This is a genomic window from Burkholderia sp. BCC1972 (assembly GCF_905339605.1).
Classification (GTDB): Bacteria; Pseudomonadota; Gammaproteobacteria; order Burkholderiales; family Burkholderiaceae; genus Burkholderia.
Genome location: NZ_CAJPGH010000002.1, coordinates 399,053 through 422,465, shown reverse-complemented (window position 1 = coordinate 422,465; position 23,413 = coordinate 399,053). Strand labels below are relative to the sequence as shown.

20 protein-coding genes are annotated in these 23,413 nt (G+C 67.1%); 8 read left to right on the top strand and 12 right to left on the bottom strand.

Features of this window, described 5'->3' with window-relative positions; all coding sequences use genetic code 11:
- Positions 1-31 precede the first annotated feature (31 nt).
- Together U5798_RS05360 and U5798_RS05355 are read left to right on the top strand one after the other, a co-directional pair.
- The gene (locus U5798_RS05360; RefSeq protein ID WP_322081440.1) at positions 32-220 is read left to right on the top strand and encodes a 4-oxalocrotonate tautomerase; all 189 of its coding nucleotides are present in this window, start codon (positions 32-34) and stop codon (positions 218-220) included.
- 191 nt (positions 221-411) lie between these two features.
- A complete protein-coding gene (locus U5798_RS05355) occupies positions 412-5,253 on the top strand; it encodes an NAD-glutamate dehydrogenase (protein ID WP_124446837.1) in 4,842 nt (1,613 codons plus the stop codon).
- A 22-nt stretch (positions 5,254-5,275) separates the two neighbouring features.
- On the opposite strand, the gene U5798_RS05350 is transcribed toward U5798_RS05355, so the two are convergent.
- The 6 genes from U5798_RS05350 to U5798_RS05325 all read right to left on the bottom strand — a co-directional run bounded on the left by U5798_RS05350 (position 5,276) and on the right by U5798_RS05325 (position 10,266).
- A complete protein-coding gene (locus U5798_RS05350; protein ID WP_322081439.1) occupies positions 5,276-6,136 on the bottom strand; it encodes a class I SAM-dependent methyltransferase in 861 nt (286 codons plus the stop codon).
- Positions 6,137-6,143: 7 nt separating this feature from the next.
- A complete protein-coding gene (locus U5798_RS05345; RefSeq protein WP_322081438.1) occupies positions 6,144-6,494 on the bottom strand; it encodes a VOC family protein in 351 nt (116 codons plus the stop codon).
- A gap of 1 nt (position 6,495) precedes the next feature.
- Positions 6,496-6,672 carry a ribbon-helix-helix protein, CopG family gene (locus U5798_RS05340; protein ID WP_124446831.1) on the bottom strand — a complete coding sequence of 59 codons (177 nt, stop codon included), beginning with the start codon at positions 6,670-6,672 and terminating at the stop codon, positions 6,496-6,498.
- Between the two features lie 107 nt (positions 6,673-6,779).
- Positions 6,780-7,616: an arylamine N-acetyltransferase gene (locus U5798_RS05335; RefSeq protein WP_322081437.1), complete on the bottom strand. Its 837-nt coding sequence runs from the start codon at positions 7,614-7,616 to the stop codon at positions 6,780-6,782.
- Between the two features lie 123 nt (positions 7,617-7,739).
- Entirely contained in the window at positions 7,740-8,432 is a 693-nt protein-coding gene (locus tag U5798_RS05330; protein ID WP_124446828.1) for a hypothetical protein, read from the bottom strand.
- Between the two features lie 349 nt (positions 8,433-8,781).
- On the bottom strand, positions 8,782-10,266 hold the full coding sequence (locus tag U5798_RS05325; RefSeq protein ID WP_322081436.1) for an amidase: 1,485 nt from the start codon (positions 10,264-10,266) through the stop codon (positions 8,782-8,784).
- 370 nt (positions 10,267-10,636) lie between these two features.
- On the opposite strand from U5798_RS05325, the gene U5798_RS05320 reads away from it, so the two are divergent.
- Together U5798_RS05320 and U5798_RS05315 are read left to right on the top strand one after the other, a co-directional pair.
- Positions 10,637-11,071, top strand: a complete 435-nt coding sequence (locus tag U5798_RS05320) for a universal stress protein (protein ID WP_124446824.1) — start codon at positions 10,637-10,639, stop codon at positions 11,069-11,071.
- 477 nt (positions 11,072-11,548) lie between these two features.
- The gene (locus tag U5798_RS05315; RefSeq protein WP_124446822.1) at positions 11,549-11,797 is read left to right on the top strand and encodes an adhesin; all 249 of its coding nucleotides are present in this window, start codon (positions 11,549-11,551) and stop codon (positions 11,795-11,797) included.
- Positions 11,798-11,862: 65 nt separating this feature from the next.
- Here U5798_RS05315 and U5798_RS05310 read toward each other — a convergent pair whose 3' ends face one another.
- Positions 11,863-13,245, bottom strand: a complete 1,383-nt coding sequence (locus tag U5798_RS05310; protein WP_322081435.1) for a lysozyme inhibitor LprI family protein — start codon at positions 13,243-13,245, stop codon at positions 11,863-11,865.
- A gap of 230 nt (positions 13,246-13,475) precedes the next feature.
- Here U5798_RS05310 and U5798_RS05305 point away from each other — a divergent pair, with 230 nt between their 5' ends.
- Positions 13,476-13,949 carry a nuclear transport factor 2 family protein gene (locus U5798_RS05305; protein WP_322081490.1) on the top strand — a complete coding sequence of 158 codons (474 nt, stop codon included), beginning with the start codon at positions 13,476-13,478 and terminating at the stop codon, positions 13,947-13,949.
- A 22-nt stretch (positions 13,950-13,971) separates the two neighbouring features.
- On the opposite strand, the gene U5798_RS05300 is transcribed toward U5798_RS05305, so the two are convergent.
- On the bottom strand, positions 13,972-14,736 hold the full coding sequence (locus U5798_RS05300; protein ID WP_322081434.1) for a BPL-N domain-containing protein: 765 nt from the start codon (positions 14,734-14,736) through the stop codon (positions 13,972-13,974).
- Between the two features lie 408 nt (positions 14,737-15,144).
- Between U5798_RS05300 and acnB the strand changes: the two genes are divergently transcribed.
- A complete protein-coding gene (gene acnB, locus U5798_RS05295; protein ID WP_322081433.1) occupies positions 15,145-17,730 on the top strand; it encodes a bifunctional aconitate hydratase 2/2-methylisocitrate dehydratase in 2,586 nt (861 codons plus the stop codon).
- Positions 17,731-17,846: 116 nt separating this feature from the next.
- Here the strand turns inward: acnB and U5798_RS05290 are convergent, their stop codons facing one another.
- Together U5798_RS05290 and U5798_RS05285 are read right to left on the bottom strand one after the other, a co-directional pair.
- Positions 17,847-18,356, bottom strand: coding sequence for a DUF4274 domain-containing protein (locus tag U5798_RS05290; protein WP_124446812.1), 510 nt, complete (start codon positions 18,354-18,356; stop codon positions 17,847-17,849).
- 75 nt (positions 18,357-18,431) lie between these two features.
- Complete coding sequence (locus U5798_RS05285) at positions 18,432-18,845, bottom strand: PPC domain-containing DNA-binding protein (RefSeq protein WP_322081432.1); 414 nt, start codon at positions 18,843-18,845, stop codon at positions 18,432-18,434.
- Between the two features lie 391 nt (positions 18,846-19,236).
- On the opposite strand from U5798_RS05285, the gene U5798_RS05280 reads away from it, so the two are divergent.
- On the top strand, positions 19,237-20,064 hold the full coding sequence (locus tag U5798_RS05280; protein ID WP_322081431.1) for a hypothetical protein: 828 nt from the start codon (positions 19,237-19,239) through the stop codon (positions 20,062-20,064).
- 168 nt (positions 20,065-20,232) lie between these two features.
- Positions 20,233-21,159, top strand: coding sequence for an ADP-ribosylglycohydrolase family protein (locus U5798_RS05275; protein ID WP_322081430.1), 927 nt, complete (start codon positions 20,233-20,235; stop codon positions 21,157-21,159).
- Between the two features lie 126 nt (positions 21,160-21,285).
- Here U5798_RS05275 and U5798_RS05270 read toward each other — a convergent pair whose 3' ends face one another.
- The gene (locus U5798_RS05270; protein WP_322081489.1) at positions 21,286-21,834 is read right to left on the bottom strand and encodes a GNAT family N-acetyltransferase; all 549 of its coding nucleotides are present in this window, start codon (positions 21,832-21,834) and stop codon (positions 21,286-21,288) included.
- Between the two features lie 162 nt (positions 21,835-21,996).
- A complete protein-coding gene (locus U5798_RS05265) occupies positions 21,997-23,397 on the bottom strand; it encodes an MFS transporter (protein ID WP_124446805.1) in 1,401 nt (466 codons plus the stop codon).
- Positions 23,398-23,413: the final 16 nt, after the last annotated feature.

Sequence of the window (23,413 nt, the reverse complement as noted above, 5' to 3'; positions counted from 1 at the left end):
CGAATCGTTCAACCTCAACCGGAGCATTGCCATGCCGACTTTCAATATCCAGCTGTTCGAAGGCCGCACCGTCGACCAGAAGCGCGCATTCGTCGAAGCGATCACGCGCGTCACATGCGAGACGCTCGGCTGCGAGCCGGGCTCGGTCGACATCGTCCTGACCGACGTGAAAAAGGAGAACTGGGCGACGGCCGGGAAGCTGTGGAGCGACGAGCGCTGAGCGTCAGGGGCGGCGATGCTTCGACACCGCCCGCCCCGCGCTGAATCCACGCCGCGCCGCCCGCGACGGGCGCCGCACGCGGCCGCCTCGGGCCGCCCGCGTTGTGCGCCCGCACATCGCTTTGTCACGCGATCGGGGCCATAATGCCGGACAGACGCAGCAGCCAATGGCCACCCGACGAGGAGACCGCCATGGAAGCGAAGAACGAGGAAGTCGTCGCACACCTGCTCTCCGATGTCGTCGAATTCGCACGCGGGCGCCTGCCCGAAGCCACCTTCCGGATCGTCGAACCCTTCCTGCGTCATTACTACGATTTCGTCGACGCCGACGATCTGCAGAGCCGCAGCATCGCCGACCTGTACGGCGCCGCGATGGCGCACTGGCAGACCGCCCAGAAATTCGTGCCCGGCAGCGAGCGGCTGCGCGTGTACAACCCGATCCTCGAACAGCACGGCTGGCATTCCGATCACACGGTGATCGAGATCGTCAACGACGACATGCCGTTCCTCGTCGACTCGGTGTCGATGGCCGTCAACCGCCTCGGGCTCGCGCTGCATTCGGCGCTGCACCCGGTGTTCCGCATCTGGCGCGGCGCGGGCGGCGGCATCGAGCGCGTCGACGCGGGCGGTGCGACGCCCGGCGACGGCCAGTCGCAGCTCGCGTCGTTCATCCATTTCGAGGTCGACCGCTGCGGCGACGCCGCGCTGCTCGACACGCTGCGCGAGGACATCGCACGCGTGCTGGGCGACGTGCGCGCGTCGGTCGAGGACTGGCCGAAGATCGTCGACATCGCCCGTGCGACGATCAAGGAGATGAAGGCGCGCGAATCGACCGCGGAAGACATTGAGGCGCGCGCGTTCCTCGAATGGATGGCCGCCGACCACTTCACGTTCCTCGGCCAGCGCGACTATGCGCTGGTGTCGCACGGCACGGGCTTCGGCCTGCGCGGCGTCGAAGGCTCGGGCTACGGCATCCTGCGCGAATCGCTGCGCACGTCGGGCGCGCCCGACGTGACGCCGCTGCCGCAGGCCGCCGCCGACATCATCACCGGCGCGTGGCCGATCTTCCTGACGAAGGCGAACTCGCGTGCGACCGTGCACCGGCCGGGCTATCTCGACTATGTGGGCGTGAAACTCGTCGGCGCGGACGGCAAGGTCACCGGCGAGCGCCGCTTCATCGGGCTCTACACGTCGACCGCCTACATGGTGTCGAGCGCCGAGATCCCGATCGTGCGCCGCAAGTGCGCGAACATCGTGCGGCGCGCAGGCTTCCTGCCGAAGGGGCATCTCGGCAAGTCGCTCGTGACGGTGCTCGAAACCTATCCGCGCGACGAACTGTTCCAGGCCGACGAAGACCAGCTCTACGACATCGCGCTCGGCATCCTGCGGCTGCAGGAACACCAGCGCACGCGGCTGTTCGTGCGGCGCGACCGGTTCGACCGCTTCGTGTCGTGCCTCGTGTTCGTGCCGCGCGACAAGTACAACACCGACCTGCGCCGCCGCATCGCGAAACTCCTCGTCGACGCGTACAACGGCGTGAACGTCGAATTCACGCCGCTGCTGTCGGAATCGGCGATCGCGCGCATTCATTTCGTTGTCCATGCGGAACCGGGCACGATGCCCGATGTCGACACGCGCGAGCTCGAAACGCGGCTCGTGCAGGTCACGCGCCGCTGGCAGGACGATCTCGCCGACGCGCTGCTCGACGCATTCGGCGAAGAACAAGGCAACCGCCTGCTGCAGCGCTATGCCGATTCGTTCCCGGCCGGCTATCGCGACGACTACCCGGCCCGCACGGCCGTGCGCGACATCGAGCTGATCGAGCGCGTGAAGGACACGGGGCAGCTCGCGATGAACCTGTACCGCCCGATCGAGGCCGAGCCGCGCGCGTTCCGCTTCAAGGTCTATCGCGCGGGCGACCCGATCGCGCTGTCGCGCAGCCTGCCGATGCTCGAGCATCTCGGCGTGCGCGTCGACGAGGAGCGCCCGTACCGGATCCAGACGCAGGACGCGACGCACGCATGGGTACACGACTTCGGCCTCGAGCTCGCGGACGATACCGAGTTCGACATCGAGCGCGTGAAGGGCCTGTTCGAGGATGCGTTCGACCGGATCTGGAGCGGCCGGATCGAGAACGACGACTTCAACCGCCTCGTGCTGCGTGCGCACCTGAGCGCGCGCGAAGTCACGATCCTGCGCGCGTATGCGAAATACCTGCGGCAGGTCGGCTCGACGTTCAGCGACGCGTATATCGAACGCGCGCTGACCGGCAATCCGGCGATCGCCCGACAGCTCGTCGAGCTGTTCCTGCTGCGCTTCGACCCGGCCACCGGCGACACGCGCGGCGTGCAGGCCGAACGCCTGCTGAAGGCGATCGAAGGCGCGCTCGACCAGGTGCCGAACCTCGACGAGGACCGCATCCTGCGCCAGTTCCTCGGCGTGATCAACGCGACCGAGCGCACCAACTACTTCCTCGTCGACGCAAGCGGCGACTCGAAACCGTACCTGTCGTTCAAGTTCGATCCGGCCAAGGTGCCCGGCCTGCCCGAACCGAAGCCGATGTTCGAGATCTGGGTATATTCGCCGCGTGTCGAGGGCGTGCATCTGCGCGGCGGGCGCGTCGCGCGCGGCGGCCTGCGCTGGTCGGATCGACGCGAGGACTTCCGCACCGAGGTGCTCGGGCTGATGAAGGCGCAGATGGTGAAGAACGTCGTGATCGTGCCGGTCGGCTCGAAAGGCGGCTTCGTCGTGAAGAACCCGCCGCCGCCGAGCGATCGCGAAGCGTGGATGCGCGAAGGCGTCGCGTGCTACCAGACCTTCCTGCGGGGGCTGCTCGACCTGACCGACAACCTCGTCGGCAACGCGATCGTGCCGCCGCCCGACGTGGTGCGCCATGACGCCGACGATCCGTACCTGGTCGTCGCCGCCGACAAGGGCACGGCCACCTTCTCCGACTACGCGAACGCGATCTCGCACGAATACGGCTTCTGGCTCGACGACGCGTTCGCGTCCGGCGGCTCGGTCGGCTACGACCACAAGAAGATGGCGATCACCGCGCGCGGCGCGTGGGAATCGGTGAAGCGGCACTTCCGCGAGATGGGCATCGACACGCAAACCACCGACTTCACCGTGGTCGGCGTCGGCGACATGTCGGGCGACGTGTTCGGCAACGGGATGCTGCTGTCGCCGCATATCCGGCTCGTCGCCGCGTTCGATCACCGCCACGTGTTTCTCGACCCGAACCCCGATCCCGCGACGAGCTTCGCGGAGCGCGCGCGCATGTTCGCGCTCGAACGCTCGAGCTGGGCCGACTACGATCCGGCAGCGATTTCGTCGGGCGGCGGCGTGTATCCGCGCACCGCGAAGACGATCCCGCTGTCGCCGGCCGTGCAGGCCGCGCTCGGCATCGACGCCCACGCACTGCCGCCGACCGACCTGATCCGCGCGATCCTGCAGGCGCCGGTCGACCTGCTGTACAACGGCGGCATCGGCACCTACGTGAAGGCCGCGCGCGAAACCCACCTGCAGGTCGGCGACCGCGCGAACGACGCGGTGCGCGTGAACGGCGCGGACCTGCGCTGCAAGGTGGTCGGCGAAGGCGGCAACCTCGGCTGCACGCAGTTCGGCCGCATCGAGTTCGCGCAGCGCGGCGGCCGCATCAACACCGATGCGATCGACAACTCGGCCGGCGTCGATTGTTCGGATCACGAAGTCAACATCAAGATCCTGCTCGGGCTCGTCGTGTCGGACGGCGAAATGACCGAGAAGCAGCGCAACGCACTGCTCGCGGAAATGACCGACGAAGTCGGGCTGCTCGTGCTGCGCGACAACTACTACCAGACGCAGGCGCTGTCGATCGCCGGCCGCTATGCGGTCGAGCTGCTCGACGCCGAAGCGCGCCTGATGCGCTGGCTCGAACGCGCGGGCCGGCTGAACCGCGTGATCGAATTCCTGCCGACCGACGACGAAGTCGCCGAGCGGCAGGCCGCGAAGGCCGGCCTCACGTCGCCGGAGCGCGCGGTGCTGCTCGCGTACAGCAAGATGTGGCTCTACGACGCGCTGCTCGAATCCGACGTGCCCGAGGATCCGCTGGTGGCCGCGATGCTCGTCGACTACTTCCCGAAGCCGCTGCAGCAACGCTTCAGCGAGCCGATGGGCCGCCATCCGCTGCGCCGCGAGATTCTCGCGACGCACCTGACCAACGCGCTCGTGAACCGCGTCGGCTGCGCGTTCGTGCACCGGCTGATGGAGGAAACCGACGCGAAGCCGGGCGACATCGTCCGCGCGTGCATCATGGCGCGCGACGTGTTCGACCTCGACGCGGTATGGCGCGACATCGACGCGCTCGACAACCGCGTGGCCGACGACGTGCAGGCGCGCATGTTCGTCGACGTCGCGCGGCTGCTGGAGCGTGCGGCGCTGTGGTTCCTGCGCCACCTGCAATCCGGTGCGGTGGCGGACGGCGGCGTCGCCGAGCTGATCGCGCGTTGCCGCGACGCGGCGGAACGGCTCGCCCCGCAACTGCCGTCGCTGCTGCCGGCCGACGATCTCGATGCGCTGTCCGAGCGGCAGCGCGTGCTGGTCGAAGCCGGTGTCGACAGTGCGCTCGCGGTACGCGTCGCGAGCGGCGACATTTCAGCCGCGCTGCTCGACATCGCCGAAGTGGCCGCGACCTGCAACCGTAGTCTCGAACTCGTCGCGGGTGTGTATTTCTCGCTCGGCACGCTGCTCAATTACGGCTGGATCAGCGAGCGCGCGGCGACGCTGCCGACGCCGACGCACTGGGACATGCTGGCACGCGCCGCCGCACTCGCGGAAGTCGCGCGCCTGAAGCGCACGCTGACGACGAGCGCACTCGCGGAGTCGCCGGATTCGACGACGCCGGAGACGATCGTCGGTGCGTGGCGCGAGCGCCGCAACGCCGCGCTCGCGCGCTACGAGCACCTGCTCGCGGACTTGCGCGCGTCGGGCGGCGCGAGCCTGGCGGTGCTGCTCGTGGTCGTGCGGGAAATGGCCGTGCTCGAACGCGCGTGACGGGGATCGCGCGCGCCGTGGTTCAGACTGTCGCGACCAGCAGCTCTTCCGCGTGGTTCGGCGGCCGCAGGCCGTCCGTGCGATCGGCGAAATAACGACGCGTCAGTTCGGCGGCCGACACGTGCTCGGCCTTCGCAAAACCGGCCTCCAGCGCGAGCGCCCGGATCTGCGCCGGCATGAAGAAGCTGATGAACGGCGTGCCGCTCGCGCGTGCGCCCTTCGCGGCCATGTCGAGCGCCGGACGCACGTCCGGGTCCGCGTTCTCCAACGGCAGCAAGAATGTCATCGCGAGCGTCGAGCCCGGCGCGAGCGACGCGACTTCGCGCAACGCGGCCGCGTTCGCTTCGCGCGTCAGGTACATGCTGACGCCCGTCGACACCACGACAGCCGGCCTGCCGGCATCGAAGCCCGCGCCGACGAGCGCAGCGCGCCACGACTGCTTCGCCTCGAAATCGACCGGCACGAAACGCAGCCAGTCGGGCACGCCGAAACCGAGTTCGACCAGGCGGCGCCGCTTCCATGCCTGCGGCGCGGGCGGGTCGACTTCGAACACGGTCACGCGCGACGCCATGTCGGGACGGCGCTGCACGAAGCTGTCGAGGCCCGCGCCGAGGATCACATACTGGCTCACGCCGCGCGCGGCCTGCTCGGCCACGAGATCCTCGATGAAACGCGCCCGCGCGACGATCGACGCGCGAAACGGCCGCGTGAACTGCGGATCCATGTCGCCGCGCTGCTGCCAGCCCGGCGGCGGCGCGAGCAACTGAAGCCCGACTTCGTCGGCAAGCACGTGCGGCGGCGCGTCGAGTTCGACGTGCAGCGCGCGCCACAGCGCGACGCGGGCGGCCGTGCTGTCGGGGGCGTCTTCGCGGATCTCGGTCATGCCGGCCTCACGCGCCCTGCTTGCCCGGCGCCTGCAGGCGCCACACACGGCCGTCGGGATCGCGCACGGTCATGTCCCGCGTGCCCCAGTGCGTGTCCTCGAACGGCGTGACGACGTCGACGATCGGCTGCGGCCGCACCGCCTGCTCGTCGGCCACCTTGAGCACGACCTGCATATCCGGCGTCTCGCCCGGCGGCACTTCCGCGATGAACAGGAACGGACCGTCGCCGCTGCGCAGCTGGCCCGAGTTGTGATCGGTTTCGAATTCCAGCTTGAAGCCCAGCGCCTGGAAGAACTTCGCCGACTTGCCCCAGTTGTGCGTCGTCAGGTACACGGCTTCGATTCGCTCGGATGACATGTCATTTCTCCTTGGTGGACGGTTCCGCACCTGGCGACGGCGCGGCCAGGTACGCGCGTAGCGCATCGGCCACCAGCGCGGACAGCGATTGCTCCGTCTCGATGGCGCGATGCTTGACCTGCCGGATCAGTCCGAGCGGCAGGTACACGTTGAATTGCTTCACTTCTTCGTCGGTCATGATGGCTAGTATGCTAGCAATCTAGCAAAAGTCAATCGCGGGGGCGGCGGGATGATTGCCGGGAAACGGGTGCGGCCCGCGTGCAGGCCGCCTGCCGCGCGTTCGCGCTATTGCGCGGCGGCGCGCGCCGCGAGCCGCGCAAACAGCGCGTCGAGATCGAAACCGTCCGTATTGACGCCGATCGTGTCGCGCAGGCACGCGCCCCACTCGGCCGCGCTGTCGAACGTGACGGAGCGCCCCGCGCCCGCCGCGTCGCGCAGCGTCAGCGTGGTGTTGCGCAGCGCGGCGCGGCCGTCCGGCAGCACGCGGCACGCAATCAGGTCATGCAGGAAGATCGAGTCGGGATAGGTCGACGTGAACCAGTTCGCGACATCGTAATCGATCCATTCGACCTGCTTCGGCTGGAAGCGGTAGGTGGTCTGCCAGCCGTCCGGCGTCTCGAACTGCATGTCGAATTCGCCGCCGACCGGCGCGGCGACGACGCGGAACGCACCGTGCGGCGTCAGTTGCCGCTCGTCCGGCACGAAACGCAGCGGCGCCGTCAGCGTCGCGCTGCCGAAACCGATGTCCGCGAGCCACGCCACGCCGTCGAGATCGATGCGCAGCAGCATGTGCGTATGCGGCGCGGCCGGCAGTTCCGGCGGCCGCATCCAGAGCACGCGCGCGATCATCGGCGTCACGCGAAAGCCGATCGTCGTGAGCGCGGTGTAGAACAGCGTGTTGAGTTCGAAGCAGTAGCCGCCGCGGCGGCGCTCGATCACCTTGTCGACAAGCGCCGGCAGGTCGAGCGCGACGTGCGCGCCGGTCAACGGATTGAGGTTTTCGAACGGGATCGCCTGCGGATGCAGCAGATGCAACCGGCGCAGCACGTCGAGCGTCGGCTCGGCCGGGCCGTCGTAGCCGATGCGGGAGAAATAGCGCGAGAGGTCGAACGAGTCAGTCATGAACCTGCACCGATAAAAGGGACTCGCCACGATAGCATCACGCGAAATCCCCATGTTGCGCGGGGCGATTGTCCATCGCCGCGCGCGATGCCGGCACCGCATCGCGCGTACGCCCGCACGACGCTACGGCAGCAGCTTCAGCGCGGACGATGCGACCGACGGCACCGAAATGCCCTGGCTCGTCGCGAACTGCACGGCCTGGCTGAGCGTCGCCGCGAGCGACTGCAGCTGGCCCGGCGCGCTTTGCGCGATATACGAAGCGGCCTGCATGTTCTGCGGATTCAGGCCCGATTGCAGCAGCGACGCCGCGCTCGTCGAACCGAGATTGCCGAGCCCCGACTGCAGCTGCGAATACTGCGTGAGGCCTTGCCCGAGCGATGCGAGGCCGTTGCTGAACGCCTGCTTGTCGATCGGACCGTGCGTTGCACCGCCGCTCGCGAACGCCTGGCCGAGCGCCTGCGACACCGACTGCTGCGCGCCGCCCATCTGCGACAGCGTGGCCGGCGTCAGCGCATCGCCGCCGGACAGCTGGCTCGCGGCCTGCTGCGCCTGCCCCGCCGCCCCGGTCAGCCCCATCGCCGACGCGAGCGACGACTGGCCGGTCAGCACCTGCCGGTTCGCGCCGACATAGGCCTGCAGCAACTGCGCGACACCGCCGCCCTGCGCGGGCGCCGCCTGCTGTTGCTGACCGCCGCCGAGCAGCGACGCGCCCAGCGACTGCAAGTCGAGCTGCGCGTGCGCGGCGTGACTGATCAGGATGCCGAACGCGATGCCTGCCGAGGCCAGGTGACGGCCCGTCGCGCGAATGTGCTTCATGTGCTTTCCTCGTGCCCGAATGATTGAGGCCGATATTGTCGAAGCGCGTCGCGCGATGCCGCAACGACTGAAACACATCGAAACGAAATCACGGCGTGCGGCCGCTTGCAATTCCGCGACCGGCAGGCGTCGTCACGTGGATTCGTCCCCGTTTGCCGTGCGATGTCACGCGGGTATCGGCATTCGTTCTCCGGTTGCGTCAATGCAGGCTGAGTGGGGCCTTTGCATGCAGTGCAGCAAAACGCAGCGCCGCCACGCGTCGCGTTCGCCGCGCCAGACAAAACGGGCGACTCGCCGCCGCCCGTTTCATCGCCCTGCTACCGGCTTGTTGGCCAGCCTGGCCGCGACGTTATGCGGCCATCCACGCCGGCAACCGCTGGTTGACCCAGTCGGCCGCCTGCTCGTAGCCGCGCGCAAGTTGCAGCACCGCGAGATCGGCACGCGGGCGCCCGATCAGCTGCATGCCCATCGGCAGCCCCGCATCGTTGAAGCCGACCGGCACGTTGATCACCGGGCAGCCGGCCAGCGTCCACGGCACGACCGTTTCCATCCAGCGGTGGTAAGTGTCCATCGTGCGGCCCGCAATCTCCTTCGGCCAGCGCTGGTCGACGTCGAACGGGAACACCTGCGCGGTCGGCGCCGCGATGAAGTCGTAGCGGTCGAAGAAGCTCAGCACGGCCTGATGCCACGCGGTTCGCTCGACGCTCGCGTCGAACACCGCCGCACCCTGCGTCGCGAGCAGCCCTTCGACTTCGTAGATCGCCTCGGGCTTCAGCAGCGCGCGCCGCGCCGGGTCGCGATAGTGCGCGAGCAGCCCGCCGCCCGACAGCAGGTGCCGGTGCGTGAGCCACAGGCGCCAGATCCGGTCGGGCGCGAACGCCGGCAACGCGGCATCGACGTCGCAGCCGATCTCGCGCAGCGTCGCGAGCCCCGCCTCGCACTGCGAAAGCACGCCGGCCTCGGTCGCGAGATAGCCGTTCCAGTCGCCGACCCACGCGATGCGCTTGCCGCGCAGGTCCGCGTCGAGCGGCTGCGCGAACACGGCCGGATCTTCCGCGAGCGACAGCGGATCGTTCGCGTCGTAGCCGGCCTGGATCGCGAGCAGCTGCGCGACGTCGCCGACGGTGCGGCCCATCGGCCCTTCGATGCCGAGCTGCTGCATGAACACGTCGACGCCCGGCCAGCGCGGCACGCGGCCCTGCGACGGACGGAAGCCGTAGATGTTGCAGAACGCGGCCGGGTTGCGCAGCGAGCCGCCGAAATCGCTGCCATCCGCGACCGGCAGCATCCGCGCGGCGAGCGCCGCCGCCGTGCCGCCGCTGCTGCCGCCCGCACTCTTCGTCAGGTCGTACGGGTTGCGCGTTGCGCCATGGACCTCGTTGAACGTGTGCGAGCCGAGCCCGAATTCGGGCGTATTGGTCTTGCCGATGAAGATCGCGCCGGCCGCGCGCATCCGCGCGACGCCGACGGAATCGGCCTGCGGCACGTTCTCGCGGAAGATCGGCGAGCCGTAGGTCGTCCGCAGCCCCTTCGTCATCGCCAGATCCTTCGGCGCCTGCGGCATCCCGTGCATCCAGCCGTGATACTCGCCACGCGCCAGTGCGGCGTCCTTTTCCGCGGCTTCGGCCAGCAGCGCGTCACGGTCGCGCAGTGCGACGATCGCGTTGATTGCGCCGTTCACGCGCTCGACGTGATCGAGGTACGCACGCATCGTCTCGACGCACGAAACCGTCTTGCTGCGGATCGCGCCGGCAAGCTCGCCTGCCGACAGGCGCACGACCGGATCGACGGAGATGGAAGCGGGAGCGAGAAGCTGCGGGGCGCCGTGCGGCATGCGGGGTCTCCTGGATTCGAAATGGAATGGCGGGCCGCGTGGCGGCTGCAGTCGCTCCCGAACCCGCCGGAAGAGGCCGCGCCGCGGCCGATGCTCTACTCTACGCGACGCCGGATCGGCGACCTCCGATATTTTCCGTCGCGATTCATTGCGGATCCGACTGAATCGCGGCGACGCATACCGGGCCGCTCGCACCGTCCCGGCCGATGAAATCGTTTATGCGCATAAACTTAAATTTCTTATATTTCTAATAGGCGCGTCACGCGGCGGCGCACGTTAACGACATTTTTACGCGACCGCCCGATCTCTTTAGGTTGCCCGCTCCGGCCGCGCGCTACGCTGGAAGCATCTCGTTCCCAGGACATCGTCCATGCTCAAGCTGCTGGTTCCGGTCGGCCACTCGCCGCGCTCGCTTCAGGCCGTTCGCCACGCGACATTCCTGTATCGCGAGCGCTGCGCGTCGGAGGTGGTGCTGATCAACGTCCAGGCGCCGCTCGAATCGACGCGGCTCGAGGCCTACCACCCGCTGTCGCGACTGCGCTCGATCGAGGAGAAGTTCGCGGCCGACGATCTGGCCATGGCCGAGCGGATTTTGCGGGAGGCCGGCGTGAAATACACCGTCGTGATGAAGGTCGGGCCGGTGGCCGATACGATCGCATCCGTCGCGGCCGAGACCGGGTGCGACGAGATCGTGGTGGTCGCGCCGCGCCAGGATCCGCTGCATGCGCTGATGTCGGTGTTTCGCCGCAGCGTGATGGGCCGGCTGGTGCGGATTTCGAATGTGCCGGTGACGGCGGTGCAATGACGGACATCGCACGCCGTGCATGCGCACGATGCGCACGCGTGGCGCGCTGCACTCAGTCGATGACCTTGCGCCAGAACACGAAATAGGCGGCCGCCGACGACGCCACCAGCAGGATGGCCCACAGCGGAGCGAGACTGATCAGCACGGAAGAGACGTTCAACATTTGGATTCCTCACTATTTCGACAGCGATATTCATCGCGGACCTGCTTGCCGGAGCCGATGCGTTCATCCGCCATCGCGTTCCGTCAAATCATGCATTCATGCTATCGCCTCGAGCAGTCGCGCGACCGTTCGCTCCCGCCCGGACCCTGACATTCGTCAAACTCGCGCGCATCGCCGTCGTGCCGGGTTCCGGCGAATAATCGGGTCGGATTCCAGCGCCCCGCCACCGCTTTCAGCAGACGTTTACCGGGGGAAGCCCCAAGTGCTTCGTCGAACGTGTCCGCGTTACGCTTTGAGCGACGAGGAGACGAATCATGAGACGAGCCGTACATATCGCTGTTTTCGCGCTGCTGGCCTATCTCATCGGCGATCGCGCGATCCTGCATGCACAGGGTCGCGACGCCAGCCCGCTCGCATGCGAGCAAGGCGCCGCGCAGGTCAGGGCCGATGCGCTCGGCCGCGGCTTCGGCGACGCGGCCGCCGGTAGCCAGAGCGAGGCCTTCATGTCGGGCTGCCTGGTGACCGGACGCGGCAACCAGGACGTCGCGCTGGCGAACCGGTGACGCATCCGGTGGCGTGCCGGCCGCGTTCAAGTCGTTGCGGCCGAGCGCAGCCGCATGCGTGCGCTTCAATTCCCGCTGTTGACCGTCATTTTCCCGATCGACGTCGCGACGGACGTCACGGTCCGGACGCCGGTCACGCTGAACGTCTGCTCGCGGTCCGTATCGTTGGCGGGAAGACGCATCGACAGCCGTGCCGCCAGGCCGTCCTTTCCGTACTGGCCGAACCAGTCGATCAACCGGCCGATGTAGCACGTGCCGCCGACATGAACCGGCATGTCGCCGACGATCTCGTACGCATAGTGACCGGGGCCATAGTTCGAATACGCGTCGCGGTCATCGCCCTGCACCGACGGTGGAATCGGACACAGCGGCCGGGCGGCGCCGGCATCGCGCGCGGCGCTGTCGCTCACGTCGTGCAGCGCCTGTTCGAGCGCCGCATGCAGTGTGCCGTCGAGCATCGTCGGCGCAGCCTTGCCTTCCTTGTGCTGCGCGATCGGCACCGACAGGCGGTAGCGATAATGCACGGTCAGGATCGGCACCTGGTCGACGACGGTAAACGGCCGCAGCAGGTAAAACTCGTCCACACCGTAGTGACTGTCGCGATACAGCGCGTAGACACGCCCGCGCAGCCGAATCCAGTCGGCCGCCTGATTCGCGCCGCGGCCATTCAGCGTGTACACGCTGCGGTCGATCGCCTCGTTCGACTCGCCGGGCGTCTCGAACTTGCCGCCGTTGCGGCGCAGGACGTCGACCGACGACCACAACCCCGTTCCGTTCGCCGCCGATTCGATCACCAGATCGCGCTGCCCGTTGCCATCGAGATCGATCAGCATGTAGGACGCACTCGTCTCCGTACCGTCGCCGTCGACGTGCGACGCCTTCAACGCGTTCCATTCGTCGACCGTCACGCCATCGGGCCGGGCCGTCGGAAACGTGGCACCCTGCCCGTCGTCGGACGCGCTGGAGAACCGCGTGACTGCCGTCTTGATCCGCAGCCGTTCGATCACGCTCTCGACCGGCGAGCCTGCATCCGTTCGGCGAGCCTGATCGACGAGCGAACGCAAGTCCGCGAGCGCAGCCTTGTCTTCGGCGTCGGGCCGATAGGCGAGCACCGCGGCCAGTTGCGATTGCAGGTCGCCGATCCGCGTGAGATAGCGCTGCTCGAGACAGCCATGATCGGCGCCGCATAGATCGCGCGTCTTCAGCCAGCCGAGCTGCGCGGTGCGCAACGCCGCGCGCTGATCCTGCGGCAACGCACCGGACAGCTTCCGGTAAAAGGCCGACAGCCTGCCGTCGTCCAGATGCAGGTCGTTCGACGCGCAGACGGCCTGTTCCGTCGGGCTGGTTGCCTGGGCGCAGTCGAGCCCTGCCGCGACGCCCGGGAATGCATGCGCCAGCAGCACGGGCAACAACGTGCGCCGCAGTGACGCTTCTACGTGGAATTTCATGAATGGCTTCTCGACGGTCAACGCATGCCCGGATCGTGGCTCGACCGGCCTCCAGCGCGCGATTGTCCGCCAATCTACCGGTTCGCGGAACCGCCGGAAAGCGTCCGGCGCACGCAGCCGCGCCCGTCGGCCACGGCGCGTCGAATTTCCGCTACAGTGGCTTGCCCGTCCTTCGGCCTCCGGCCGAACGCCGAGACTCCGCATCATCTACAACGACAGCCAATCAACAGATGAGCCATCCGAACACCGAACTGATCCAGCGTTTCTACACGGCCTTCCAGCAGCGCGACATCGACGCGATGCTTGCCTGCTATGCCGACGACATCGTCTTCAGCGATCCCGCGTTCGGCGAACTGCGCGGCGACCTCGCTCGCGACATGTGGCGCATGCTCGTCGCGCGAGCGCAGGATTTCTCGTTGACGTTCGGCGAAGTCGCCGCCGACGAGCAGGCCGGCCGCGCGGAGTGGATCGCGCACTACCGGTTCACCGCGACAGGCCGCATGGTGGTCAACCGGATCGACGCACGGTTCCGGTTTCGCGACGGGCGCATCGTCGAGCATCGCGACAGTTTCGGCCTGTGGCGCTGGGCGCGTCAGGCGCTCGGGCCGAAGGGCGCGCTGCTCGGCTGGACGCCATTCGTGCAGCGCGCAATCCGCGCGCAGGCACGGAAAAATCTCGACGCGTATCGCGCCAAACGGCGATAAGCCGCACGCCGCGGCCGCTTCGCTACGGCTTCATCGTCGCGTTGATCAGGTCGTAGGCCATGTCCGGCACTACGCCGTCCGGATTCTCGAGACCATTCTGGCGATACCAGCTTTCGTCGGCCTCCGGATGCGGGCCGGCAAGGCCGACGCGCCCTTTGCCGTAACGGTACGTGGCGGCCGCGATGTCCTTGTTCGGGTAGATCGCCAGCACGATCCCGCCGGAGCCGATCGGCGCTACCGGGAGCCTCGCGCCGTCCTGATAGTAGATCCAGCGTTTTTTCCCGCGCCAGACGACCGGCGTCACCGTGTCGGCGATGCCGTGAAGCGTCGAACCCGGCCGGTCGACCTCGGAGTCGATCTCGCCGGCGACCAGCCCGAAACCCTGTCCGCCGGCCAGGTAGGCGCCCATGCAGAGCCCGAGGTATCGACCGCCGTTCGCTACGTATCGCCGCACGGCCCGGATTTCATTTCGGCCGATGCTGGCTGCCGCGCCAGCAATGTCCTGGCCGCCGCCGGGCTGCACATAGAGCGCGGCACCGGCCAGCGCCGCGGGCGTGATCCTGAGCTTTTCCGCGGGGCCGACGTAGATCACCCGGAATTTGTAGTCCGATTCCCGCAGGCGGCTGGCGATCGTCTCGGGGCAGCCATCGCACGCGGCGGGGCCGCGATAGACCAGCGCGACGGGCCGGCTGGCCTCGCGACGCGCTTCGTCGCCGGCGGTCGCCGCCTGAACGACCGACGACGCGACAAGCGCCATCACCACGAAAATCGAATCGCTGGATCGCATGTTCCTGATCACCCGAGTAAGAAGGACCGCAGCCGCACGGGACGAATCGACGGGCACGCGCCAAATCCCGCCCTGCGTTTTCGAACGCCGATCGCAAGCTGCGTGGCAGGAAGCGTAGACGCGCGAAAGCGCCGCGTGTGTACCGTTTCCTGCGTGCATGTGCAGAAATGTGCGCCGTCGGCAACCTGAGCCCGCCCCGACAACCCGCCCATCGAGCCACGCCAGACAAGGCCGCTTCCGCCATGCGGCCACGGCCCCCGGTCCTTCGCCTGCCAACTCTTATATAAGACATAAGACATTTGACGTTCCAGACCATTGAGATTAGAATCCCGCTCAAAGCAGTGCCTGGAATAGCCCCGGAGTGCCGGCAAGGCCTTCCCCTCAAACGCAATATCAGCAGGTCTCCCCATGCTTGAAAACTTTCGTGCTCACGTGGCCGCCCGCGCCGCGCTCGGTATTCCTCCCCTGCCGCTGACGGCTCAGCAGACCGCCGAACTGGTCGAATTGCTGACGAACCCGCCGGCCGGCGAAGAGCAGACGCTCGTCGACCTGATCACCCATCGCGTACCCGCAGGCGTCGACGAAGCCGCCCGCGTGAAGGCCGGCTTCCTGGCCGCCGTGGCCAAGGGCGAGACCGCCTGCCCGCTGATCTCGCGTGCACGCGCGACCGAACTGCTCGGCACGATGCTGGGCGGCTACAACATCCAGCCGCTGATCGAACTGCTGTCCGACGACGCCGTCGCGGCCGTCGCAGCCGACGCGCTGAAGAAAACCCTGCTGATGTTCGACCAGTTCCATGACGTGAAGGAACTCGCCGACAAGGGCAACGCGCACGCGAAGGCCGTGCTGCAGAGCTGGGCCGATGCCGAATGGTTCACGAGCCGCCCGGAAGTGCCGCAAAGCCTGACCATCACCGTGTTCAAGGTGACGGGCGAAACCAACACCGACGACCTGTCGCCGGCGCCGGACGCCACCACCCGCCCGGACATCCCGATGCACGCGCTGGCGATGCTGAAGAATGCACGCCCGGGCATCACGCCGGAAGAAGACGGCAAGCGCGGCCCGGTCAAGTTCATCGAATCGCTGAAGGAAAAGGGTCACCTGGTCGCCTACGTGGGCGACGTGGTCGGCACCGGCTCCTCGCGCAAGTCGGCCACCAACTCGGTGCTGTGGTTCACCGGCGAAGACATCCCGTTCGTCCCGAACAAGCGCTTCGGCGGCGTGTGCCTCGGCGGCAAGATCGCCCCGATCTTCTACAACACGATGGAAGATGCCGGCGCGCTGCCGATCGAGCTCGACGTGTCGCAGATGGAAATGGGCGACGTGGTCGAACTGCGCCCGTACGAAGGCAAGGCGCTGAAGGACGGCAAGGTCATCGCCGAATTCCAGGTCAAGTCCGACGTGCTGTTCGACGAAGTGCGCGCCGGCGGCCGCATTCCGCTGATCATCGGCCGCGGCCTGACCGCGAAGGCACGTGAAGCGCTCGGCCTCGCGCCGTCGACGCTGTTCCGCCTGCCGCACCAGCCGGCCGACAGCGGCAAGGGCTTCTCGCTCGCGCAGAAGATGGTCGGCCGCGCATGCGGTCTGCCGGAAGGCCAGGGCGTGCGCCCGGGCACGTACTGCGAACCGAAGATGACCTCGGTCGGCTCGCAGGACACCACGGGCCCGATGACCCGCGACGAACTGAAGGACCTCGCGTGCCTCGGCTTCTCGGCCGACCTCGTGATGCAGTCGTTCTGCCACACCGCCGCGTATCCGAAGCCGGTCGACGTGAAGACGCACCAGACGCTGCCGAACTTCATCAGCACGCGCGGCGGCATCGCGCTGCGCCCGGGCGACGGCGTGATCCACTCGTGGCTGAACCGCATGCTGCTGCCCGACACCGTCGGCACCGGCGGCGATTCGCACACGCGCTTCCCGATCGGCATCAGCTTCCCGGCAGGTTCGGGCCTGGTCGCGTTCGCGGCCGCCACCGGCACGATGCCGCTGGACATGCCGGAATCGGTGCTGGTCCGCTTCAAGGGCAAGATGCAGCCGGGCGTCACGCTGCGTGACCTCGTCAACGCGATCCCGCTGTACGCGATCAAGCAAGGCGTGCTGACGGTCGCCAAGCAAGGCAAGAAGAACATCTTCTCGGGCCGCATCCTCGAAATCGAAGGCCTGCCCGACCTGAAGGTCGAGCAAGCGTTCGAGCTGTCGGATGCGTCGGCCGAGCGTTCGGCCGCCGGCTGCTCGGTGCACCTGAACAAGGAACCGATCATCGAGTACCTGAACAGCAACATCACGCTGCTGAAGTGGATGATCGCGCAGGGCTACCAGGATCCGCGCAGCCTGCAGCGCCGTATCGCGGCGATGGAACAATGGCTGGCCGACCCGCAACTCCTGTCGCCGGATGCCGACGCCGAGTACGCAGCCGTCATCGAGATCGACCTCGCCGACATCCACGAGCCGATCGTCGCGTGCCCGAACGATCCGGACGACGTGAAGACGCTGTCCGACGTCGCCGGTGCGAAGATCGACGAAGTGTTCATCGGTTCGTGCATGACCAACATCGGTCACTTCCGTGCCGCGTCGAAGCTGCTGGAAGGCAAGCGCGACATTCCGGTCAAGCTGTGGGTCGCGCCGCCGACCAAGATGGACCAGAAGCAGCTGACGGAAGAAGGCCACTACGGCGTGTTCGGCACGGCCGGTGCGCGTACCGAAATGCCGGGCTGCTCGCTGTGCATGGGTAACCAGGCTCAGGTGCGCGAAGGCGCGACGGTCATGTCGACGTCGACCCGCAACTTCCCGAACCGTCTCGGCAAGAACACGAACGTGTATCTCGGCTCGGCGGAACTGGCGGCAATCTGCTCGCGTCTGGGCAAGATTCCGACCAAGGAAGAGTACATGGCCGACATGGGCGTGCTCACCGCGAACGGCGACAAGATCTACCAGTACATGAACTTCGACCAGATCGAAGACTTCAAGGAAGTGGCCGACACCGTGCAGCTGTAAGCACGCAGTCGGGCTGCGGCGGGTGGTCGACGTCGCAGCGCCACGCAATGGCGTCGCAGGCTGAATGCCCGCGACGCCATTTTTTTATCCGGCGCCGGTTGGCCGTCGCGGCCTAGTCAGTCGTAAAGCGCGAAAATCCGCTCGGCCACCTCGAACGGCAAGCCCTCGTCGTACCCTTCCTCGTCGAGATCGACATACTCGCGGCCGTTGGTCGGCTGTAGCATCAGTGCCGGCACCGGCCGCGCGACCGGTACATCGGGATAGTCGTTCGGGCCCGCACCTTCGAAGTCATGCGGGTCGAACCAGATGCCGTGATCGGCGTAATAGCCTTCCGCGTAACGCTGCTCGACTTCGCGCACCAGCCGGAACGTGTCCAGTTGATATGACGCGTCGCCCAGGTCGCTTTCGCTCGCGTACTGCACGAACCATGCGGCGCCGAGATTCCAGTAGATCAGCAGCGCGGTGGCACGATCGATGTTGCGGTTGTCGAGCAGCCAGCGCAACGCGCGGCCGTTGCCGTCGTAATTGGAGCGCGCGGCGAACCGGTGCCATTGCTCGGGCGTCGCGCCCTCGAGCCAGGTACGCACGATTTCCCACACTTTTGGTTCGATTTCGGAATCGTCCATGGACGGCGGCCTTGCAGAAGAGTGAATGGCGGAAAGCGTCGAATAACGCGCGATTCTAGCGCTGCTTCGCGACACTCACGCGGCATCGCCGCCCGGCTCGGGGCGGATCACCAGTTCGTTGAAGCCGGTGCCCGCGTCGAGTTCGCGCGAGAAGCGATGCGCGGGCAGCAGCGCAAGCAGGATCTCGGCCGTCGTGCGCACCACGCAACCGCTCGCGACATGGCCGCCCGTCACGCGGCCGTCCGCATCCGAGATGGACATGTGCAGGTGCGCGCCGTCCGGCGACACCGAGCCGGCCAGTGTCAGGATTTCGAGGTCGCCGCGCAGCTCGGCCGGCTGGTCGACGCCGGCGAAGCGCAACTGCGCGACGCTCAGGCTGCCGATGCCCTGGATCACGAAGGCCGCCTGCGCTTCATGCTGGTGTAGCGCTGCCTCGATGGCGCCGCGCAGATCGTCGCCGGGGGAAAGACGCAAAGGATGGGCTTGCATGGTCGAGAACCTGTGGGTCGATCGCGGTATCGACCAAGCGTACGTTCGCCCCGTGAATCCGGCAAGTCATCCACACTCGATAATCCCCGCGCGTCGGTGTCTTCCGGACGTCGTTTCATCCGCTGCCGTTCCACTCTCTGGGTCACCCGCGCATACGGCCCCCTGTGGCATGGTTTCGTACCAGCCGCAGCGCATCGGTTTGTTGACGTACGGAACGCGCACACGTGCGTCTGAAAATCGACCCTAACGTATGCAAGAATCAGTTCCTCGAGGAAATCCCTGCTTTATCGCACCCTTTCATCGCACGCCCCGTCGAATGCCCACATGCCAGAATACGTATGAGCGGTTCCACACCCCGAGCGACGACATTGCCGCGCGGGAAGTCACGGCGATGAGCGATGAGGAGCGTGCACGCGCCAAGTCGGCGGGGACCGTGCATGTCCGGAACTGGCTCGCCATTCTGATGCTGCCGGTCGTAGTCGGGCCGGTGATCCCGGTGCTCGCGTATTTGCTGGGTATGCTTGCTTACCGCGGAATGGTCGATCCGGCCTTTGATATGGATCGAGCGGTGGGCGAAACAGCCGTCACCGTCATATGGGTCACGGCGCTCTTCATCGCAGCGTGGATCGGCCTGAACTGGTGCGTCGCGACGTACGGTACCCGACAGCGGTACTGGCGCGAAATGCCGTCCAACGGGCATGTCGAATTGGAGCGCCATACGCTATGTTCGGCAATCGTCGTGTGGTCGGACGACTACGATCCGGAGCCCCTCTACGTCGAGGAATGGATCGACGGCAAGCTCAAATCCAGCAAGACCCGACTCAGGCAGTGGATCCTGGCCCGAACATCCGTCGGTCATTGGCTGGTGCTGGATCATCGAATTGCGGCAGACAATTGGTACGCGCCGCCAACGTTCCCCTCGGAGACGAAACGATTGATCCCGCGGCGAGAATTGGCAATGGCGTTTGCGCCACGCACCCATATCCGCATCGGATCGAGATGGAGTGGACCGGCGGCGCCATTGACCGTGACGTCCTACCTGCTGTCTCACGCCGAATGTGAACGCCTGACTGCGGCGGCCCACCACCATGCTTTTTTTCCGCCGGACCAATATGGCGTCGTCGATCCCGCCGATGCAGACTGGGTCGGGGAACTCGCCGCCAAGGCACTGGAGCGCGAAGTGCCTGTCGACGTGGCGGCCGGGCGAGCGTTGACGTAATCGTCGCGGGTCGTTTCAACGACGACTGCGGCCGCCACCGCGCGAAGGCGCCCGGCGAACAGTCTGAAAGTACGCCAATTGGCGGCGACGGCATAATGACGGAGTTCAACTCAAGGTCTTGTGCACGGTCTTGCGCGACGCAAGCCGCCGCAACCCGAACTCCCTTTGATGACACCGACTCCGAACCGAAGATCCCGCCTGCGCGGCGGCCTGCTTGGCCTGCTGATCGGCGACGCGCTCGGCGTGCCGTACGAATTCCACGACGCCGCGTCGATTCCGCCGCCTGCCGCGATCGACATGACCCCGCCGCCGGGCTTCGCGCGCGCACACGACGGCGTGCCGCCCGGCACCTGGAGCGACGACGGCGCGCAGGCGCTCGCGCTGCTCGACGCGCTGCTGCGCGAGCGCGACCTGAATCTCGATACGTTCGCCGGCAACCTGCTGGACTGGTTTCATCGCGGCGCATTCACGCCGGACGGCCGCGTATTCGACGTCGGCCTGCAGACGCAGCGCGCGTTCCACGCGCTGGCGGCGGGCGCCGCGCCCGCAGTGGCCGGGCCCGGCAACGAGCGCGACAACGGCAACGGCTCGCTGATGCGCTGCTTCCCCGTCGTGATGGTCGCCGCGTCGCGCGACGACGCGATCCGGCTCGCGCACAAGCAAAGCATCGTCACGCACGGCCACGTGCGTTCGCAGCTGTGTTGCGCACTCTATTGCCTGACGGCCCTCGGAATCGTCGACGGCCAGCCAGCGCCCGATGCTGTCCGCGCGGCCGAGGATGAACTGCTCGCGCGCCACGAAGGCACGGCCGACGAAATCGAACTGAAGATCGTGCTCGACGGCCGCTTCGACGCGCCGCAAGGATCGGGCTATGTGGTCGACAGCTTCTGGTCGGCGATCCATTGCCTGCTGTCGACGGGCAGCTACGAGGATTGCGTGAAACGCGCGATCGCGCTTGGCAACGATACGGATACGACGGCGGCCATCGCAGGCAGCCTCGCCGGCGTGCTGTACGGCGAACATGCGCTACCTGAACGTTGGGTTGCAACGCTGCGCGGGAAAGACAAGGTCGAGGGCTGGCTCGCGAAGCTGTGAGCACACCCATCACCGGCCGTCAGTTGAATCGAACCTCTCGAGCCGAACCCGATTGCCCCGTGCAGTTGCATCAACACGTGCGTGATCGTCCCTGCCGCGAAATAGCTCGCAGCAGCCGCAGCCGCATCAGCGACGATCGCTCGCCAGCAACCCGTACAGCGCGCTGTCCGACACTTCGTCACCGACGATCCAGCGTTCGCGAAGCAGCCCTTCCCGGACGAAGCCGAGCCGTTCGAGCAGCTGTGCCGACGCGACGTTGCGCGGATCGATATCGGCCTCGATCCGGTTCAGCCGCAGCGTGCCGAACGCATGATCGATCATGGCCGACGCCGCTTCGCGCATGTATCCGCCGCGCCAGAACGTGCGCCGCAGGCTGAAGCCGATCTCCGCGCGCCGGCATTGCTCGTTCGCGTGGAACAGCACGCATTCGCCGAGCGCTTCGCCGGTTTCCCGCAATTCGAGCACGCAAATCAGGTCCTGCCCCGTCGCCGACGTCTGCAGGTTGCGCGCGACGCGCGCCTCGGCCTGCTCGATCTGCGTCATCGGCGAGAACGAGAAATAGCGCATCGCTTCCGCATCGGACCAGATCTCGAAGAAAGCCTGTGCGTCGGCGTCGCGAAGCGGCCGCAGGACGAGGCGCGAGGTATGCAGCGTGACGGGTTCGAACAAGGGCATGGCCATGGTCTGACGAAATCGGGACCGTGCATTAGAACACGCCCGCCGTGCCCCAACAATCGCGCGCACCCTGCGCGCCGCTGCGGGAGCAGCCCCGAAAAAAAGCCTGGAGAGCATCGCCCGGGCCTTTCGGTTCACTCCATCCACCGCAGCGGAAGACACTCACGCCTCCAGCGCCTCCAGCACCTTCCCCTTCGTCTCGATCCCGACGAAGTGCACGGTCACCGCCGCGATCAGCGGCACGATGCCGATCAGGTAGAACGCCGGCGCGAGGTTCCCGCCGATGATCGCGTGCGGCACGACCATCGGTGCGACGAACGACGCGATCTTCAGCCACGCGCTGCCGAGCCCGCAGCCCGATGCGCGAATGCTCGTCGGATACTGCTCCGGCGTATAGACGTACGCGGTGATGAACCCCGACGCCATCAACCCGAGCGACAGCGAGCAGAAGATCGCGACGACATACACCGACGACGCATGATAGACACCCGCGAGCGCCAGCGACAGCGCGCACAGCACGAACGACCACACGATCACCGGCTTGCGGCCGAGCTTGTCGACCAGCAGCGCCGACGCCAGCGAGCCGAGCACGCCCATCACCGAGCCGATCACCGCGAGGTTCAGCGCGAGCTGCAGCGGCGCGTGATAGAAGTTCTTGTAGATCGTCGGCAACCACGTCGACAGCCCGTACTGAATGAACCCGCAGGTCGCCCACAACGTCGCCACCGCGAGCGTACGCTTGCGATAGGCCGCGCTGAACAGGTCGCTCATCTTGCGCTTCGGATGCTGGCGCACCATCTCGTCGAACGCGGCCACCTGCGTGACGGGCGGCAGTTCGCCGCGCACCGACGCTTCGAACACGCCCACCGCGCGCCCGGCTTCCGGGAGCCGCCCGCGCGACGCGAGCCAGCGCGGCGATTCCGGCACGAGGTGCGTGAGCACGAGCGACAGGATCAGCGGCAACCCGCCGACGAAGTACATGATTTCCCAGCCGAAGCGCGGCACGAGCCACGCGCCGAGCGCCATCGACACGAGCAGGCCGATCGGGAACACGATCTCGTACAGCAGCACGAAACGGCCGCGGCCATGCGCGCGCGTGATCTCGTTGATGTACGTCGCGGCGACCGGCAGTTCGCCGCCGAGCCCGAGCCCCTGCAGGATCCGCAGCAGCACGAACACCTCGAAGGTCGGCGCGAAGCCGCACGCGATGCTCGTGACGCCGATCACGGCCGAGCTCCACGCGATCGCCTTCACGCGGCCGTGCTTTTCCGCGAGCGCCGGAAACAGGAAAGCGCCGATCAGCTGGCCGATCGCGCCGGACGCGATCAGCATGCCGATCTGCGTCGGCGACAGCCCCCATTTGTGGATCAGCAACGGCAGCGTCGCCGCGATCGTGATCACGTCGAAGCCGTCGAAGAACGTCGCGGTGCCGATCAGCACGCGCGCGCGGATCTGCATCGCGTTGGCCGGAAGCCGCTCGAGCCGCGCGATGATCGCGCCGGGCGTGGAGGCGGCAGCTTCCATCGTGGCGCGACCGGCCACGACATTGTCGAAAGTGCTCATGCGGGGTGTCTCCTGG

Bases quoted from the DNA above. Each gene is read 5' to 3' on its own strand.
- U5798_RS05315 (WP_124446822.1), top strand. From the start codon at position 11,549: ATGAGACGAGCCGTACATATCGCTGTTTTCGCGCTGCTGGCCTATCTC.
- U5798_RS05275 (WP_322081430.1), top strand. From the start codon at position 20,233: ATGACACCGACTCCGAACCGAAGATCCCGCCTGCGCGGCGGCCTGCTT.
- U5798_RS05285 (WP_322081432.1), bottom strand. From the start codon at position 18,845: ATGCAAGCCCATCCTTTGCGTCTTTCCCCCGGCGACGATCTGCGCGGC.
- U5798_RS05270 (WP_322081489.1), bottom strand. From the start codon at position 21,834: ATGCCCTTGTTCGAACCCGTCACGCTGCATACCTCGCGCCTCGTCCTG.
- U5798_RS05305 (WP_322081490.1), top strand. From the start codon at position 13,476: ATGAGCCATCCGAACACCGAACTGATCCAGCGTTTCTACACGGCCTTC.
- U5798_RS05325 (WP_322081436.1), bottom strand. From the start codon at position 10,266: ATGCCGCACGGCGCCCCGCAGCTTCTCGCTCCCGCTTCCATCTCCGTC.
- U5798_RS05300 (WP_322081434.1), bottom strand. From the start codon at position 14,736: ATGCGATCCAGCGATTCGATTTTCGTGGTGATGGCGCTTGTCGCGTCG.
- acnB (WP_322081433.1), top strand. From the start codon at position 15,145: ATGCTTGAAAACTTTCGTGCTCACGTGGCCGCCCGCGCCGCGCTCGGT.
- U5798_RS05280 (WP_322081431.1), top strand. From the start codon at position 19,237: ATGAGCGATGAGGAGCGTGCACGCGCCAAGTCGGCGGGGACCGTGCAT.
- U5798_RS05345 (WP_322081438.1), bottom strand. From the start codon at position 6,494: ATGTCATCCGAGCGAATCGAAGCCGTGTACCTGACGACGCACAACTGG.
- U5798_RS05310 (WP_322081435.1), bottom strand. From the start codon at position 13,245: ATGAAATTCCACGTAGAAGCGTCACTGCGGCGCACGTTGTTGCCCGTG.
- U5798_RS05355 (WP_124446837.1), top strand. From the start codon at position 412: ATGGAAGCGAAGAACGAGGAAGTCGTCGCACACCTGCTCTCCGATGTC.
- U5798_RS05340 (WP_124446831.1), bottom strand. From the start codon at position 6,672: ATGACCGACGAAGAAGTGAAGCAATTCAACGTGTACCTGCCGCTCGGA.
- U5798_RS05320 (WP_124446824.1), top strand. From the start codon at position 10,637: ATGCTCAAGCTGCTGGTTCCGGTCGGCCACTCGCCGCGCTCGCTTCAG.
- U5798_RS05360 (WP_322081440.1), top strand. From the start codon at position 32: ATGCCGACTTTCAATATCCAGCTGTTCGAAGGCCGCACCGTCGACCAG.
- U5798_RS05335 (WP_322081437.1), bottom strand. From the start codon at position 7,616: ATGACTGACTCGTTCGACCTCTCGCGCTATTTCTCCCGCATCGGCTAC.
- U5798_RS05265 (WP_124446805.1), bottom strand. From the start codon at position 23,397: ATGAGCACTTTCGACAATGTCGTGGCCGGTCGCGCCACGATGGAAGCT.
- U5798_RS05350 (WP_322081439.1), bottom strand. From the start codon at position 6,136: ATGACCGAGATCCGCGAAGACGCCCCCGACAGCACGGCCGCCCGCGTC.
- U5798_RS05330 (WP_124446828.1), bottom strand. From the start codon at position 8,432: ATGAAGCACATTCGCGCGACGGGCCGTCACCTGGCCTCGGCAGGCATC.
- U5798_RS05290 (WP_124446812.1), bottom strand. From the start codon at position 18,356: ATGGACGATTCCGAAATCGAACCAAAAGTGTGGGAAATCGTGCGTACC.